Annotated in this window: 12 protein-coding genes and 1 pseudogene; 7 read left to right on the top strand and 6 right to left on the bottom strand. The window is 36.7% G+C overall.

Annotated features, from left to right (window positions below; all coding sequences use genetic code 11):
* Positions 1-21: 21 nt before the first annotated feature.
* A complete protein-coding gene (pap, locus tag PLJ10_01810; protein HOK08377.1) occupies positions 22-1482 on the top strand; it encodes a polyphosphate:AMP phosphotransferase in 1461 nt (486 codons plus the stop codon).
* Between the two features lie 558 nt (positions 1483-2040).
* Here the strand turns inward: pap and PLJ10_01805 are convergent.
* The 3 genes from PLJ10_01805 to PLJ10_01795 form a co-directional block, all read right to left on the bottom strand.
* Positions 2041-2988, bottom strand: coding sequence for a hypothetical protein (locus PLJ10_01805; protein HOK08376.1), 948 nt, complete (start codon positions 2986-2988; stop codon positions 2041-2043).
* A 191-nt stretch (positions 2989-3179) separates the two neighbouring features.
* Positions 3180-3911 carry a hypothetical protein gene (locus PLJ10_01800; GenBank protein ID HOK08375.1) on the bottom strand — a complete coding sequence of 244 codons (732 nt, stop codon included), beginning with the start codon at positions 3909-3911 and terminating at the stop codon, positions 3180-3182.
* A 62-nt stretch (positions 3912-3973) separates the two neighbouring features.
* The gene (locus PLJ10_01795; protein ID HOK08374.1) at positions 3974-4297 is read right to left on the bottom strand and encodes an SCP2 sterol-binding domain-containing protein; all 324 of its coding nucleotides are present in this window, start codon (positions 4295-4297) and stop codon (positions 3974-3976) included.
* Between the two features lie 283 nt (positions 4298-4580).
* Here PLJ10_01795 and PLJ10_01790 point away from each other — a divergent pair, with 283 nt between their 5' ends.
* Entirely contained in the window at positions 4581-7313 is a 2733-nt protein-coding gene (locus PLJ10_01790) for a bifunctional acetate--CoA ligase family protein/GNAT family N-acetyltransferase (GenBank protein ID HOK08373.1), read from the top strand.
* Positions 7314-7449: 136 nt separating this feature from the next.
* On the opposite strand, the gene PLJ10_01785 is transcribed toward PLJ10_01790, so the two are convergent.
* Positions 7450-8289: a hypothetical protein gene (locus PLJ10_01785; GenBank protein HOK08372.1), complete on the bottom strand. Its 840-nt coding sequence runs from the start codon at positions 8287-8289 to the stop codon at positions 7450-7452.
* A 14-nt stretch (positions 8290-8303) separates the two neighbouring features.
* Complete coding sequence (locus PLJ10_01780; GenBank protein HOK08371.1) at positions 8304-10340, bottom strand: prolyl oligopeptidase family serine peptidase; 2037 nt, start codon at positions 10338-10340, stop codon at positions 8304-8306.
* A gap of 114 nt (positions 10341-10454) precedes the next feature.
* Between PLJ10_01780 and PLJ10_01775 the strand changes: the two genes are divergently transcribed.
* From PLJ10_01775 to PLJ10_01755, 5 genes and pseudogenes are all read left to right on the top strand, one after another.
* Positions 10455-10973: an NUDIX domain-containing protein gene (locus PLJ10_01775; GenBank protein ID HOK08370.1), complete on the top strand. Its 519-nt coding sequence runs from the start codon at positions 10455-10457 to the stop codon at positions 10971-10973.
* 57 nt (positions 10974-11030) lie between these two features.
* Positions 11031-12464 (top strand): RtcB family protein, encoded by a 1434-nt coding sequence (locus tag PLJ10_01770; GenBank protein HOK08369.1) that lies wholly within the window; start codon positions 11031-11033, stop codon positions 12462-12464.
* 88 nt (positions 12465-12552) lie between these two features.
* Positions 12553-13101 (top strand): annotated as a pseudogene (gene pyrR / locus PLJ10_01765) (bifunctional pyr operon transcriptional regulator/uracil phosphoribosyltransferase PyrR).
* Positions 13102-13194: 93 nt separating this feature from the next.
* A complete protein-coding gene (locus PLJ10_01760) occupies positions 13195-14148 on the top strand; it encodes an aspartate carbamoyltransferase catalytic subunit (protein ID HOK08368.1) in 954 nt (317 codons plus the stop codon).
* A 14-nt stretch (positions 14149-14162) separates the two neighbouring features.
* Positions 14163-15491, top strand: coding sequence for a dihydroorotase (locus PLJ10_01755; GenBank protein HOK08367.1), 1329 nt, complete (start codon positions 14163-14165; stop codon positions 15489-15491).
* Positions 15492-15558: 67 nt separating this feature from the next.
* On the opposite strand, the gene PLJ10_01750 is transcribed toward PLJ10_01755, so the two are convergent.
* Entirely contained in the window at positions 15559-16956 is a 1398-nt protein-coding gene (locus PLJ10_01750; GenBank protein HOK08366.1) for a Gfo/Idh/MocA family oxidoreductase, read from the bottom strand.
* Positions 16957-17068: the final 112 nt, after the last annotated feature.

The raw sequence follows: 17068 nt of genomic DNA, 5'->3' as shown, positions 1-17068 counted from the left end.
CACTTTTTCAAGGAATAATATATGCTGGATACAATAAATTTGGATTGTTACCTTTCAAAAGATGAATTTAAGCAAGCTATTCAGAAATGGGAGATTGATTCAGGACGATGTCAAAGGGAATTAAGAGAAAAAGGCATTTCTACTGTTGTCCTTGTTGAGGGATGGGACACATCTGGAAAAGGGACTCTTTTAAACCGTCTATTATTAAACCTTGACCCAAGAGGGTACTGGGTCCATAATATAGCAAAGACCACACGAGAGGAACGATTAAGACCTTATTTATGGAGTTTCTGGAATAGATTGCCCAAATATGGTGATATTGCATTTTTTAATCATAGTTGGTATTGGCCTATTGTGTTGAGAGCAAAAAAAGAGAGATGGGGCACTGAGAAACTTCGTGCTGAATTAAAAGATATTAAAATTTTTGAACGGCAGATTGTTGAAGATGGGATGATTCTCATCAAGTTATTTTTACATATATCGAAAAAAGAACAAAAAAAACGATTTAAGAAATTAGAAAAAGACCCTGCATTTGAGTGGCGAGTTCGAGGTGAAAATCAGGAAATATTAGATGCGTACGACAAGCTTTATAAAATTATAGATGTAATATTAGAGGACACACATAATGGAGTGCATCCATGGCATATCATTCCTGCTATGGATGAGAAGTATTGTATTTCAAAAGCGGAACATATTATTCTTTCACATTGGGAAAATGCATTACAAAAGGGTTTATCAGTTCCAATATATTCTCTTCCGAGTAGAACTTCTGAACCTTTAAATGCGGTGGATTTGTCAAAAACATTATCCCGAGAAGAATACGATAGGACATTACCAAAACTACAAAAGGAACTTCGTCGTTTACAGTTTATTTGTTTTAAAAAAAGGATACCTGTCATTATCGTTTTTGAAGGATGGGATGCTGGTGGAAAAGGAGGAGCGATAAAACGGCTGGTTCGAGAATTAGACCCACGAGGTTATGAGGTTATTCCGATTGGTGCCCCTCAAGGCGAGGAGAAAATGCATCACCACTTATGGCGGTTTTGGAAAGTGCTCCCTAAAGCGGGACATTTTACAATTTATGACCGTTCCTGGTATGGAAGGGTATTGGTAGAGCGTGTAGAAGGGTTTACCAAACCTGAGGATTGGAAACGTGGATATAAGGAAATCAATGAATTTGAACAGCAGTTGGTTAAATGGGGAGCAGTTCTTATTAAATTTTGGATTCATATTTCTCCTGATGAACAACTAAAACGATTTGAAGAGCGGACGAAAAATCCGTATAAGCAATGGAAAATTACAGATGAGGATTGGAGAAATAGAGCAAAATGGAATGATTATGTAGATGCTGTTTCAGATATGATTAGTTTTACCTCTACAAAAAATAGTCCATGGACAATCATAGAGGGTAACGATAAATGTTATTCAAGAATAAAAATTTTAAGGAGTGTAATTAATTGTGTAAAAGAACATATTTGTTAGCCCTATATTTATTTGTTATTTAAATTACAATTATTTTTTTTGTATACTTAAAGGATTTGTCTTCTATTTTCAACATTTTAAATACGTTTTTTCAAACATAAATAATTATAGTTATAACTTATTGATTTATAAATATTTAAGCCTATAATAAATAACACACATATATATAAATTAAAATAAGCATTTGACATTATATATATAAATATTGTATATTAAAGTTGTTGGTAGCAGAGTTGTGATTGTGTTCCCTATGCTACTACACTATTCAAGGTCCAATTGAATCAACAACACATAGCGAAGCACATAATGCTGCCAGTGGTTGTCCTCCCATTACCACTGCAGTGCATCTCTCTCTCCGGAATAACAGATGTCCCGGTTTACCCCGGCCGGGAATCCTCTCTTCCGCTTCTCCGCAACTCTGCTACCCCATTGAGCTCTGATTCCCCTCAGAGCCCGTAAAAATATAGAGGTGTCGGTTGCCCCCTACCGACACCTCAACTTTTTTTGTTTATTAATTAAGGTAATATCATATAATTAAATTAAGTGTGTGTTAGTATTTCATAATATTTCTTCAGCGGTAAGTGGTGTTTTTATTTCTGAACCTACCTGGTTTATGAAGGTACAATCTAAAACTGTTCCTGGTTTTGAATTTAGTAATTGAATTAAATGTTCTATTTTCATATTTTTTACATCAAAATCATTTATTTTTTGGAGACATTCCCCACCTCGTAGATTTGCTTTATTCCAGGCGGGAGTGTCTTCAATCACACCTATAATCCAGCCTTGTTCTGACAGGTAATCGGGTATTATTCCTATACCTGTCCATATTTCTTCTTTATAATTACCTGTTTTTAGAAGGTGTAGTTTTGCCTCCTCATAACTAATATGGATTACAGATTTCCTCCAGAAATGTGTCCCTATCCATGCATTTTTTTCTCCTGGAACGGAAACAGCCAGAAGATTCTCAAAATTTTGATTGCCTATTCTCAGTGTTTTTAATCTGAAATATTGAACGACTTTTCCATCTTTATAACGGGCAAATTTATTTTTGCCATTAGTTATTTTTTTTTCATTGACTATGTTCATAGGTATACCTATATTTTCACTTCGGACAAAATCGATATTTGCTAAAAGAGAAATTTTAGAGTTTAATGTCACAGGGACTTGAGGAATAGGCTGTTCTGGGGAAAAATATAACTTCTCATAAAATACTTTTTCCTTTTCTCTTTTTCTTTCAGTGGATATCAATCTCCATGTAATTTTTTCATTTCCAAAATCTATATAAATTTCATATCCAGGGAAATAGATAGGTATTATTCCACACAAACATACTCCCAATTTATTTGATATATTTGAAAGGTTAGACAAAAGAATATCACCATGATAGACAGGAAACGAGGCACTATTTAAATTTACATTTTTTATCAAAGGATTACCTGCACTTACTTTATACTCATCTTTAATTATATTGTTTTGGCAGTTATTATCGATTACAGGAATAGACACACCTGTATCCAATAGAAAGAAACAATTGGAAGTTGGTAGTTCAGATTGAATGAGTATTGTTCCTCTCTGGGAATTAAAGTTTGTGGTAATGGTTTTTAATTCTGATTGTGAAAATAAAGGTGAGGAGGTAAAGGAAATAAATAATAAAATAATAAATATAAACTTTTTAATTTTACACATCGATTAAACAGTTAGTTTACAGTCTTTGTGATTGTATCTATCCAAAGTTTAATTTGTTCTTTTGCATGTTCAGAATATAGTAATACGTCCAAGCCGTGTTCATCAGTAGGATACGTTCTTATTTCACATAATGAGCGGTTTTGTTGTTGGAGTTTTAAAGATAGATTATAAGATTTTTCGTCATATTCTCCTGTTATAATTAACATCGGATTTGAAAATAATTTATCGACATTTTTATCTATCTTAATATTCAGAGAGGGTGAGATAATTATTAATCCATCAGCACAATTTGTATTTATCTGAAACAGACTTGCAAAGTTAACTAATTCATCCCAGGCTATTACAATATTTTTATTCTTTTTTTCATGGAGATTATTAATGAGTTCACAGAGTTGAATATAGTCTTTGTTTTTAGAATCAGGAGAGGATAAGATAGTGTTTAGGATTGTTTTCCAATCAGATTTCAATATTGTAATCTCATATCCTGAGAATAAAAAGTCGTTAATTACTGATTTATAATTTTCTATATCAGTGGTAGATTCATCAAAAATTACAAAATTAATGTTTTTTGTATTATCTTTGTTGTTAGGTTTTAAGTACTGAATGGAGATGGGATTCTTTTCAAAAACAAACGTGTGGTCTGAGATTAGAATATCGCTGTTCTTTTTACAATCGATACTGTATATACTAACAAGAACGAAACAAAACGAAATAAAATTAAATCTACTTTTTTTTCTTGTCATTAAATACACATACATTGTGGCAGGAAATACTTAACGGTAAGTATTTCCTGCCTTAAAAAATTTTAGCCGAGATTAAAAACGGATTGTAATTTTAGAGCGAGTGTCATATCACCTTGAATCTTTAGTTTTCCTGTCAAGAATGCTGTTTGTCCATTGAGTTTTCCAGCGACTAAGTCAAGGAAATCGGATGCAGAAATGGTCAAAGTGATATTGGCTTTTTCTGCTTTACCTTCAGTAACGGTCAGTTGCTCGTTACTAACTGCAACTGCCCATTCTCCACCACCTTCGCCTGTAATCACGAATTGATAGGTCACATTCATACCCTTAATTTTAGCGGGGTCTACTTTTGATGTGAGTTGATTGAAAAATTCTGCTACTTGGGACATAGTTAAACCTCCCTCAGTATGGGTTAAGTTTTAACTGTGAGACTCGCTCACAGCATTTACAACATATAAATGTAACTTATGTAGATATTGGATTTCAAATAGATAGGTGCGTATTATAGGAATCGGACGAGACGGACAAGTTGGATAGGTCGGATAGGTCAGACAAAAAGGATGGTAAGGACTGGGTTAGATTGTTGCTGAGGACGCAGGGAAAATGTGTTGATTTGAATAATGGATTATGTTAACGTAAAATAAAATAAATAAACGACTTGGGTTTATATTTATGTCGATACAACCGATTCGTGTAGATGAAGAAATACGACATCCATTGGATGCTTTTTTTATGCCCCGTGCTGTAGCAGTGATTGGTGCAACAGACAAACTGGATAGCGTGGGACGGACAGTGTTGTGGAATCTGATTAGTAATCCGTTTGGGGGGACGGTATATGCGGTAAATCCTAATCGTCATCAGGTTTTAGGGATGTTGGCTTATCCAGATATTGGTTCTATTCCAGAACCTATAGATCTTGCGATTATCATAACACCTGCTCAAACTGTTCCTAATATTATTAAGGAATGTATTCGTTGCTCAGTAAAAGGATGTATCATTATTTCGGCGGGTTTTAGTGAAACAGGAGAAGCAGGGAAAGCACTTGAAGAAGAAATTAAGAATATTATTTATCCGAACAAAATCCGAGTCATTGGTCCGAATAGTTTAGGAATTATGAATCCCATTATAGGGTTGAATTCAGCGTTTGCACCTCATATAGCATCAAAAGGGACTGTAGGTTTTATTACTCAGAGCGGTGCGGTTGGAGCGGCTATTTTAGATTGGAGTTTTCATGTAAAGGTGGGTTTTAGTAAATTTGTTTCTTTTGGGACGATGGTGGATGTAAATTGGGCTGATTTAATTTATTATTTAGGTGATGACCCTTATACGAAAAGTATTGTTATATACATGCAAGCGTTGGGTGATGTTCGTTCTTTTCTTTCTGCGGCACGTGAGGTTGCTTTGCATAAACCCATCATTTTATTAAAGGGGGGTAGAACGGAATTAGGTGCGAAATTAGCAAGAAATACACCTTATTATGTGGGTGGAGAGCAATGTAGTGATGAGGTATTTTCAGCGGCTTTAAAAAGATGTGGTGTATTGCGTGTGGATAATATTCAACAGTTATTTGATATGGCTATTGTGTTAGGGAAACAACCGCGACCTAAAGGGAATCGACTTGCCATAATTAGTAATGCGGCTGGACCAAGTATTTTAGCTACAGATGCTCTTGTATCTATGGGTGGGAAAATAGCTTCGCTATCTGAAAAGACCATGGAAGAGTTAAATCAGATTTTGCCACCTTATTGGAATCATGACAATCCGATTGATTTATTAGCGAATGCAGACCCTAAACGATATGCACAATCAGCGGAGATTGTTTTGAAAGACGAGAATGCGGACGGACTTTTAGTTATCTTAACGCCTCAAGTTATGACCAAGCCATTAGAAACAGCCGAAGAATTAATCAAGGTGAAAAATCCGATGAAAAAGCCTATCCTTGCGAGCTGGATGGGTGGTTATAAAGTGGAGGATGGGCAACAGGCATTGAATAATGCGGGAATACCTACATTGGATTATCCTGATATTGCGGCGAGAATTTTCCTTTCGATGTGGCATTACTCTTATCAATTAAAGGGACTTTATGAAACTCCAAGTGCGCATGAGGAAACCAGTGAACATCTTTCAAATAAAATTCTTGCCAAAAATACCATCGAATATGCAGTACGTCAGGGTCAAAGCATTTTACCTCCATCAGCTACACGGGATGTTCTGGCAAGTTATGGAATTAACCTAATTGAGACTCATATTGCTCATGATGAAACAGAAGCAGTTCATATTGCTAAGAACATAGGTTATCCAGTAGTTTTGCGTCGAGTTCTTCTTTCGGGGAAAGTATCTGCGGACCCGGGTGGTGTTCTACTTAATTTGCATGATGAAAAAGCGGTTCGTAAAGCATTTCGTTCTTTACTTGATTTCGTTACGGATGGGAAAGAAGCATGTGCATTCCCAGGGATAGCGGTGCAACCATTAGTTCCAAGAGATGGGATTGAGATTTGCATTGGAAGCCATGTAGACCCGCTATTTGGTCCTTATATATATTTTTGTTCAGGTGGAAAAATGTTATCTATCTTTGAGGATAGAGCGACAGGGTTACCACCCTTAAATACGACATTAGCCCGTAGAATGATAGAAGATACAAACATTTATAAATCATTAAAGGAAGGTAAAATTTGTAAAGGCTTTAATTTGGAGGAGTTAGAACGTTTACTTGTCCAATTTAGTTATCTTATCTGTGAACAGCGATTAATTCAGGGAATGGAACTAAATCCGATAGTTATTTCACCGAAACGAATTGTAGCGTTGAATGCCTCTATTTTGCTTTATCCGATAGATACACCGATAGAGTCTTTTCCAAAATTGGCTATAAGGCCATATCCTAATGAATATACTTTTAGTTGGACATCACGAAAGGGCAATGAAATTATTCTTAGGCCTATACGTCCTGAAGATGAAAGTTTAATGATTCGTTTTCATGAAACACTAAGTGATAACACAGTTTATTTTAGATATTTTCAACTCCAGCCACTTCATGTCCGTACCCAACATGAACGTCTTACAGAAATATGTTTTGTAGATTATGACCGTAGTATTGCATTAGTTGCGGTAGAGAAAAATAAGGAAACAGGTGAAAATGCAATATTAGGAGTGGGTAGGATAGTAAAAATTTATGGGACACAAGATGCAGAATTTGCGTTGATGATTAGTGACCTGTTTCAAGGTCATGGTTTAGGAACAGAAATGTTGAGACGTTTAATACAAATTGCTCGTACTGAAGGTGTTCATCGTTTATATGGGACAATATTACCTGAAAATCGGGCTATGTTGAGGGTATGTGCTAAGTTAGGTTTTGTTTTAAAAAAACCGACGGGGCAGGAGTTTATAGCGGAACTGATTTTAAATTGATTTTATTTTCCCAATTTTCCGAAAAATATCATGTTTTTAATTTCGTGAACTGAGATGTTAAATGCAGGCAAAAGTGTTTTGTCACGTGTTGGGTTAATGGGTTTCATTTTAACTATTCTGGATGAATAGGCTTTAATTAGTCTTGTTTTTGTGTCTTTTTCTTTTGAAGGTAGCGTTTAAATTCGACTGTAAATGTAAAACTATCGAAATCTTCATTAAGTTGGGCAAACTTCGAATAGCCAAATGAAAATACAAATTCATCTCTTTTATTAAGTGGAACCTCAAAACCAATATTGGTATCTAAACTAACTGTATGCCATTCATCTGATAAATCTAAATCTACCAAATACAGAAACGGTCGGAATTTTACTTTAACTTTAGCATCATAAGTAGCGTAGGTATATGTGAGAGAAGTAGAAAGGTATGGACGAGTGGCTTTAATTCGTTCTTTCCACGAACTAAAATCTCGGTGCTCTGGTGCCCCCCATGGTGAATAGTGAACACCAGACCCAAGATAAAAAGCACCTCGTTGAATTTCAAAGTCTGTATGTAATGGCATTAATAATATTGAAGGATGAGTTTGTTTTGTTCGAATTTTTCCTCCTTCTCCCCCACCCTGTGCTGTTACCGTCCATTTTGAATTTATCTGGTAACCAAATCCTGCATGAGGTGCCCAAATTAAATGGTCATCCCTAAAATCGCTCACGGTTTTTACAGGTTTCTGGTCTGGGGCAAAAAATTCCATGATAGGGTCAAACAATTCTTTAACAGGTTTTTCACTTTCCATTTTTGGGTATGGATTCACCAAACTAACGAACCAGAACCAACGGCTATTCTCAAATTCTTCTGATGTTAATTCACATGACATTTTTTCTTCGTTAGCCTGTTCGTTGGAAGTTGCTTTATTATTTAATAAAAAAATAAGAGAAAAAAATATAAATAGTGCCTGTATTATATTTGAATGTTTTTTAGACATTTATAATCACTTCATTAAAAGGTTGGAACTTCAGAAGCAAGGATATTTATCCTTGTACTATCTATTGTTGATATTAATTGGGGTATATCATACCATTTTAAGGCGTCATGAACTGCATTTGTAATTTGTCCTTGTATTCTTGGATTATCAATAATTTGTTTCCATGATGTTAAACCTCGCAACGTCATTGAAATCTCATTCGGTAAAAGTAAAAATACTGCATGAATAGCGGGAACACATAAAACACCTGATGCATCAATGTTTATCTTGACATTATCTTTGTATTTTGTTTTTACATATTTAATTATTGAGAAATAATCTACAACTCGCATCCCGACATAGGATTTTCCGATAAGATAAGCACGGAAGACATCTTCCCATCCAAGACCCACAGTTCTTGTTATATCATTATTGCTTGGAGTTGGTAGTGTTTCTCCTGAACCTCTTAAGTCCACAGCAAAAACATTTATTTTTTGTTTTAACCAGTCATTGATTCGGTCAGGTTCGGATTGTTTACCCTCTGGGTTTGTATAAATAATAACTCTCTCGGGTGATTTAGTAGATTCGAAAAGAATGCCAGGTAATACTATTTTTTCTTCTGGTTTTATTATAAAAGGGATAATAGATACTGCGTTTGGGAATTCTTTTGACTTACATTTTGAAAACTCGATTATCTCAGGTTGAGACACATCTTTCCATAAAGGAGCATTGATTAATTCAGAAACTTTTGCTTGTTTTTGCTCTAATGTTGAGGTGTTCCAAAATTGTTCTCTCTCTTTTGAGAATACTTTTTCTTGCTCCCTATTTATATCTAAAATGGAACGGTTATTAGGAATGGTTTTCACATTGCCTTCTGAACATACTTGATATTCATCTTTATTAAGTATTTCTGAATCGTCGATTTGCTCTTCTACTTCTTTATGGATACCATCTAACCACCATAACATCCGTTCTACAATTTCTTCACGTGTTATTTTTTTAAGCCCATGTTCCTCGTTAATCTCGATTAAATCACATAAGGGATTTACACCTAATTTTGTATATAATCGTTTTGCTTCTCGGAACGTGTTCCATGTTCCTGATATATCAAAAAAGTCTCTGGTGGCACAGCATATAAGCACAGGATTTGGAGCATGTAAAAACAGATACATAGAATGGTCAAGACCATACTTAATTTGTGAAAAAATATTTTGTTCTGCATCTTGGGGACCAATAGTGTTTAATAACCGTTCCCACGATGTAAGATAACAAGATGGAGCAGAGGCATAAATTCGTGGCTCGATAGCCATAAGATATGCAGTTTGGGTACCACCTCCTGAGTTACCACTACAACCTATTTTTTCTTTTCGGATGTCATTTCGACTCTGAATATAATCAACGGCTCTAATCCCGTCCCATATCTCATATTGTGCATAGTTCGTTCCTAAAAGAATACAGCCTAACCCGAGAACAGTATGTTCTGTCGTTCCCCAAATATCAGGTTCTCCATTATCTTTGATAAATGTGATTCTCTCACCTTGTCCTGGGGGGTCATAAATTAAAGCGGAAATTCCATTTTGTGCTAAAAGAATTCCTAATTTTTGGTATTCTTTATAACCTTTTGCTTCTAAGGAATGCCCACAAGGAATGAGAACTGCTGAGTAAGGTGGTGGAGATAATGGTAGATATAGAACGGACGTAACATAGAAATTAGGGCGACTTTCAAAGTGTAAAACCTCATATCGATATGTTTTCTTTTGTCCTGTGCGAATTATTTTGGGATTAAGAGGAGTAGGTTCAGGTCTACCTCCTAATAGGTTCCATAGTAATTCTCTCTTTTCTTTTTTGTATGATTCTATACTTTCCTTTTCAGGGAAATAAGAAGATTCGTCTTTTGATTTTTTTAAGTATTCTTCGGCTTGTTGATTTAGGTATGTTTTCATCATTTCATTTGGTTTAATAGCGCTATCATATTTTGAGAGGACTTTCCAATCCAATTCGTCTGCATTTACAAACATAACTACAAAACAGTACACTATCCAACCGATACAAAATGTTTTTAAATATGACATTGTTTCTTCCTTTTTATTATCGTTAAAAAAAAATAAAATGGCACAATTAAAAAAGAATTATAATATATTAATATAATCTAAATTTATTTTGTAAATAGGCAGAAGGATTGGATTATGCCAATACATTTTATTGAGCCGTTTCCATGGCGTTTTTGTGCCGTCTGTGGGAATGCATTGATACTTACAGATGATGGGGAGAAGCCACGTCCTTTTTGTAGTTCCTGTCAAAGGTTTTATTATCACAATCCGACTCCTGCGACATGTTGTTTTGTAACAAGAACAGGTAAGGATTTACTTCTTACAAAACGGGCAATCTATCCTGCTTTTGGTCAATGGACTCTTCCAGGAGGGTACATGGAACTTGGGGAGACTACGGAGGAATCGGCAGTACGGGAATTGTATGAAGAAACAGGTCTTATTGCGGAACAAATTCAACTTTTAGGGATTTCCGCACAACCAAGTCAACAAACGGGTACTATTTTAGTATTGGGTTTTGTCGTTAACCGTTGGAAAGGAGAAATTAAGGCGGGTAGTGACGTTTCAGAGGCACAATTTTTTTTACATGACCAACTTCCACAGCTGGCATTTACAGCTCATAGAGAACTATTAAACCTCTATATTCAAAGTTTGTAGTTATATCGTTATTTTAATAGGTAAGTTTTATTTTTCACTACAAGGCTGATTTTTGATATGAAAGAAAAAGAATTAATTCAGACAGGATATACAACGAAATCAATAAGAGAGTTGGCTCTGCAATCTTTTAACAAAGCGATAAAAGATGGGATGTCTAAAAAAGAGGCAAAACGGATGTTGCGAGTTATTATTCGTAATCCAGGCACATTTGTGAATAACTCTCTCTGGGGTGAATTAGCACGGTCTGTTTATCAAAGTATGCCTGAATTTCAACAGACGGTTATTTCTCATACTAAAGAACTATTTTCTGATGATTTTTCAAAACCAACCAAAGCACCTTTTAAGATATGGGGCACAGAAATTGACGAGGAATCTATCCAACAGATACGTAATGCTTGCTCGCTTCCTGTATCGGTACGTGGGGCTCTTATGCCTGATGCTCATGTTGGTTATGGTTTGCCTATCGGAGGAGTATTAGCCACTGATAATGCTGTTATCCCGTTTGCAGTCGGTGTAGATATTGCCTGCAGGGTAAAACTAAGTGTTTTCGAGTTGCATCCTAAAATTATTGATGAAGAACCTACACGACTAAAAAAAGCCATTGAACAGGAAACACGATTTGGAGTAGGTTCTACATTCAAGCCACGGAGACAGCATCCTGTCATGGATTTGGACTGGAATATTTCCCCTGTAACTCGTGAGCATAAGGATAAGGCATGGGACCAATTAGGTACCAGTGGTAGTGGAAATCATTTTGTTGAATTTGGAATTTTGGAGGTTATCACAGATGAACTTCCGCTTGCTAAGGGAAAATATTTGGCACTTCTAACCCATAGTGGTAGTCGTGGAACAGGTTCTTTGGTATGTGAATATTACAGTAAGATTGCAAGACAACGACATCCAGAACTACCGAAACAGTTTCAACATCTTGCGTGGTTATCTTTAGACTCACACACTGGGCAAGAATACTGGGAGGCTATGCAGTTGATGGGGAAATATGCCCAGGCGAACCATGAATGTATCCATACACATATAAGTAAGAATCTTGGTGTGCCTATTTTGTGGAGTGTTGAAAATCACCATAATTTTGCATGGAAGGAAATTCATGATGGTCGTGAGGTTATTGTTCATCGTAAAGGTGCTACACCTGCAGAACAAGGTCAGTTAGGTATTATTCCAGGGTCTATGGCAAGTCCTGCTTATATCGTTAGGGGATTAGGAAATGAGGATTCATTGCGTTCTGCTGCCCATGGGGCTGGACGTGTTATGAGTCGTGCTCAAGCTAAAAAGACGTTATCATGGAAAAAAGTGGAATCTCTATTAAAGGAGCGACGGATTACAGTATTAACAGCGGGGGTAGATGAAATTCCTTTGGTCTATAAGAATATAGATAAAGTGATGGAAGAACAAAGTGACCTTGTGGTACCAGTGGCAGTGTTTTATCCGCGAATTGTTAAGATGGCTCCTGCTGGTGAAAAACCTGAAGATTGATTTGTCTGGTTTTTTATTTTGTACAACATATGTCTGATTGGTAAAATTTATCAAACATCCTTTACCATTAATTAAAAAGGTAAAACTTATGGAAAGTAATAATGCCTCAATTTGTGCAGGAAAAATATTATTTAAAGAAGACGATATTCAAAAATTAGTTCACTTTTTGGCTCGTGAAATTGTAAATGAAAATGATGTGCAGGAACTTGCTTTAATAGGTATTTTGCGGAGAGGGTATCCTCTGGCTCAGAGAATTGCACAGGAAATATTTAAACTATCTAATGTATTACCACCAGTAGGGGCTGTTGCAACAACGTTGTATCGTGATGACTTGCGAATTGGACGAGGGACAGTTCAGGTTCGGGGCACAACACATTTTTCATTTGACATTAACTATAGAACGATTATTTTGGTTGATGATGTGCTTGCCGCTGGAAGAACAATTCGTGCGGCGATGGACGAGATTATGTATTATGGTCGACCGAAAAAAATACTACTTGCCTGTTTAATTGACCGCGGAGGCAGAGAAGTGCCCATTCAACCTTCTTACTGTGCTTGGAAACCTGAGACAGAAGCAATTCCATCCAATTTGTGGATCTCAGTTTTACTCAAGGAAACGGATGGGAAAGACATGGTTAAGGTTGAGGAACATAAAGCACCTGCGGAAAATGTATTAAGCGAAGTTTCTGAGGGGGAACAAGTATTTAGTGCTGACCATCCTGCTTTGAAAATATGGAAGCATAAAGATTTATTAGGGTTGCAATTTTTATCAAAGGAGGAAATACTCTCCATTTTAGATATGGTTCCAGCCTTTTTAGAAGTAATGTCGCGTAAAACGGGTATAAAAAAGGTACCACTTTTACAAGGGAGAGTTGTTGTTCATTGGTTTCACGAACCAAGTACACGGACTTTTGTTTCGTTTGACCTTGCAGCGAAGCGATTAAGTGCTGACACACTTTCCTTATCTGCGTCAAGTTCAAGCGAAAAGAAGGGAGAAACATTGCACGATACTTTATATAACATAGAAGCCATGAAAACAGATATTCTTGTTGTTCGACATCGTTGTTCAGGGGTACCAAAATTACTTGCAGATTCTCACACTTCTCATGTAATAAATGCAGGAGATGGGCAACATGAACATCCTACACAAGGACTTCTGGATGTTTTTACAATGAGGGAATTCATTCGAAGCCATCGGAAGGACCCCAAAGCAACGTTGGAAGGGGTTCGGATTTCAATAATTGGAGATATAGCACATAGTCGGGTTGCACGGAGTAACATTTGGGCTTTACTGAAATTGGGAGCCAATATAACGTTGTGTGGACCCCAAACATTATTACCCAAAAGTTTTGAGCAATTAGGAGTAAGGATAACAACTAATCTCAAAGAAGCATTAGTTGACACAGATATTATCTATGCATTGCGAATTCAATTGGAACGTCAAACACGAGGTTTGTTTCCAAGTATTCGGGAGTATATCCGATTATACCGGATTGATAATGAGACGATTCGTTATGCACCGGAGCATGCCATTGTGATGCATCCGGGACCTATTAATCGTGATGTGGAATTGGCTACGAATATAGCGGATAGTAAGAGAAGTTTGATTTTACATCAAGTAAGCCATGGAGTTGCAGTACGTATGGCAGTAATGCATTTATTGGCTAATAGTCAATCTCTTTAATTTGGAGAATATTTATGAGAATTGTTATTAGAAATGGTTGGGTTATTAACCCAGAAACAGGGATGTCAGAGAAGTCCGATTTGGGATTTGAACATGGAGTAATTACCGTAATTGGAAGTAACCTTGAAGGTGATGTTTTTATTGATGCTGATGGAATGGTTGTTTCGCCTGGATTTGTCGATTTACATGTCCACTTTCGGGAACCAGGGTTTGAGTCTAAGGAAACTATTGCCAGTGGTGCGAGAGCGGCAGTTCATGGCGGTGTTACATCTGTCGTAACGATGCCCAATACAATGCCACCTATTGATAATGCTGGGATGGTAGAATTGGTGGTTCGTCGTGCACAAGACCTTGATGGAGTTCATATCTATCCATCAGCATGTGCAACAAAAGGACGTGAAGGCAAAGAATTAACAGAAATGGCAGACCTGCTTGATTCTGGGGCTGTTGCGGTTACAGACGATGGGGATGATATAGAATCTTCGGCGGTATTGAGGTATGTTTTGGAATATTCACGGATGGTAGGATTGCTTTATTTAGCCCATTGTGAAGATGCCTCTCTAAGTGAAGGTGGAGCGATGAATGAAGGATTTGTATCCACTAAACTTGGGATACCTGGAATACCCAGAGAAGCAGAAGAGACAAGGATTGAACGAAATATTCGGTTAGCAAAATTAGCAGATGCACCTATACATATTCAACATGTAACTACAAAACGTGGAGTGGAAATTATCCGTGAGGCAAAAAGGGAAGGTATCAAAGTTACTGCGGAAACATGCCCTCATTATTGGATGCTAACAGAAGAAAATCTGGAAAATTATAATACAAATATGAAAATGAACCCACCATTACGGGATAAGTCGGATGTTGAGGCAATTATTGAAGGGTTAAAGGATGGAACCATTGATTGTATCGCTACAGACCACGCACCCCATACAAGTACTGAGAAGAATGTTCCTTTTCAAGAGGCTCCTTTTGGGGTTATTGGGCTTGAAACTTTATTAGGCTGTGTAATTACAGGTCTTGTAAAAGGTGGGCATATATCAATGGAACATGCTATACGATTACTAACAAAAAATCCTGCTGGGATAATAAAGATAAATGCGGGGAGTCTATCTATTGGTTCCCCAGCAGATATTACCATCTTTGACCCGAATGAAGAATGGGTTGTAACAAATAGCTGTTTTTACTCTAAAAGTTCTAATTCACCTTTTATCGGGATGAAATTGTGCGGTAAAGTGAAATACACGTTTTGTTGTGGAAAAATTTTATATTATGACAGAACCTCAACTCTCCCGAAAGGGGTTGTAATTTCTCCTACGTTTCTTCCAGAAGTAGAATAATTTTTTGAACTTTAAAACTATCAGACGGGGCGGACATGTCGGACGTGTAGGACAAAAATATTATATTTTATGCTTTTTGTTGTCTATCGTAGGGAGGTGTTAAACTCCATCCATTCAGGTAAGGACGGTAAGCCCATTCATTTGCCTTCTTGGTGGCGTCATCATCACCTATAAATCTCTCATTTACAGGGTCCCATCTCAATCTTGCACCTGCGACATAAGCACATGTTCCCATATGGCAAACACGAGTTGTGTTATGAAGTGTTTCGACAGTAACAATGGGGTCTTTATGTTCACGAATGGAATCTACAAAGTTTTGCCAATGTGGTTCATTTAATTGAGATGGTCCTGATTTCTTGGGCTCACAACCATCGTTATTAGGCACAGGAAAAACTTCGTAACCACCACGGTCAACTTTAAGAGTACCCAATGTTCCATGGAATAAAATACCATGGTCAGAATATCCTTTAGGTAGATATTGGTTGTATACACGATTTGAGAATGTAAGGATATAATCATCAAATTCCCATACCGCTTCAAGGGTATCCGGTGTTGTCCTGTTATCAGTCAAAACATATTTTCCACCGATGGCACTGACAGATTTAGGTTGTTTTTCTTCGCCCATACCCCACAAAGCAATGTCAATTAGATGTGCACCCCAATCGGTGATTTTACCGCCAGAATATTCAAGGAACCAGCGGAAATGATAAATCCAACGATTGGTATTAAATGGACGATGCTCAACCCATCCTTGATGGAAATCCCAATCTAAGCCTTCTTTTTCCCATTTAGCACGGTCGTCATCTCCCAAGCCGATTCCTTCGATGGGTTTATCTTCGTGGTTAAATGTTTCTACATGGGCAACTTTACCAATATAACCACTTTTTACTAACTCTACCGCTTCTTTAAAATGTTCTCCACTTCGTTGCATTGTTCCACCTTGAAAAATTACACCATTTCTGCGGACAGCCTCAACCATTTTTCGACCTTCTTGAATAGTTGTTGACAATGGTTTTTCACAATAAATATGTTTCTTTGCATCGGCAGAATATAAAACGCAAAGGCAATGCCAATGGTCTGGAGTAGCTATCACAACAGCATCAACATCTTTGTTATCAATAACTTCTCGGAAATCGTGGTGCATTGTAAAATCTGAAAATTTTTGTCGAACCATTTGTGCACCACGTTCAAGATTCTTTGGATATAAATCGCATAACGCAATCGGCTGAATATCGTCTCGTTGTAGGACGAAACCGAGATTAGAACGTCCCATACCTCCTGTACCAATGTGTCCTGTTCGAATTTTTTCGTTTGCACCTAATACCTTTGATGGAAGAATGGACTTATATACCTGAGCATTGGCTACTTTTGTTAATGTAGAACCTACCGCTAATCCTGCGGTAATTTTTGCTGTTTTTTCAATAAAATCTCTACGACTGACTTCCTTTTTGTTTTTTTCTTTCATGGATAAAACTCCTTCTTAATTTATATTGAATAGTTTTTTTGGAAATACTTACATTCACAAGAAGGTATATAATATTAATACAAATAGACCTACATTCACAATTTTTAAATTT

The sequence above is a fragment of the Candidatus Hydrogenedens sp. genome (genome assembly GCA_035361075.1).
In the GTDB taxonomy this organism is placed as follows: Bacteria; Hydrogenedentota; Hydrogenedentia; order Hydrogenedentales; family Hydrogenedentaceae; genus Hydrogenedens.
Note: the sequence above shows the minus strand (reverse complement) of the source record. Positions and strands in the feature narration are given on the sequence as shown.

What these genes read in the sequence shown, in the direction of transcription:
- PLJ10_01775 (HOK08370.1), top strand. Translation starts at nt 10,455, where the DNA reads ATGCCAATACATTTTATTGAGCCGTTTCCATGGCGTTTTTGTGCCGTC.
- PLJ10_01800 (HOK08375.1), bottom strand. Translation starts at nt 3,911, where the DNA reads ATGACAAGAAAAAAAAGTAGATTTAATTTTATTTCGTTTTGTTTCGTT.
- pap (HOK08377.1), top strand. Translation starts at nt 22, where the DNA reads ATGCTGGATACAATAAATTTGGATTGTTACCTTTCAAAAGATGAATTT.
- PLJ10_01780 (HOK08371.1), bottom strand. Translation starts at nt 10,340, where the DNA reads ATGTCATATTTAAAAACATTTTGTATCGGTTGGATAGTGTACTGTTTT.
- PLJ10_01795 (HOK08374.1), bottom strand. Translation starts at nt 4,297, where the DNA reads ATGTCCCAAGTAGCAGAATTTTTCAATCAACTCACATCAAAAGTAGAC.
- PLJ10_01785 (HOK08372.1), bottom strand. Translation starts at nt 8,289, where the DNA reads ATGTCTAAAAAACATTCAAATATAATACAGGCACTATTTATATTTTTT.
- PLJ10_01755 (HOK08367.1), top strand. Translation starts at nt 14,163, where the DNA reads ATGAGAATTGTTATTAGAAATGGTTGGGTTATTAACCCAGAAACAGGG.
- PLJ10_01770 (HOK08369.1), top strand. Translation starts at nt 11,031, where the DNA reads ATGAAAGAAAAAGAATTAATTCAGACAGGATATACAACGAAATCAATA.
- PLJ10_01750 (HOK08366.1), bottom strand. Translation starts at nt 16,956, where the DNA reads ATGAAAGAAAAAAACAAAAAGGAAGTCAGTCGTAGAGATTTTATTGAA.
- PLJ10_01790 (HOK08373.1), top strand. Translation starts at nt 4,581, where the DNA reads ATGTCGATACAACCGATTCGTGTAGATGAAGAAATACGACATCCATTG.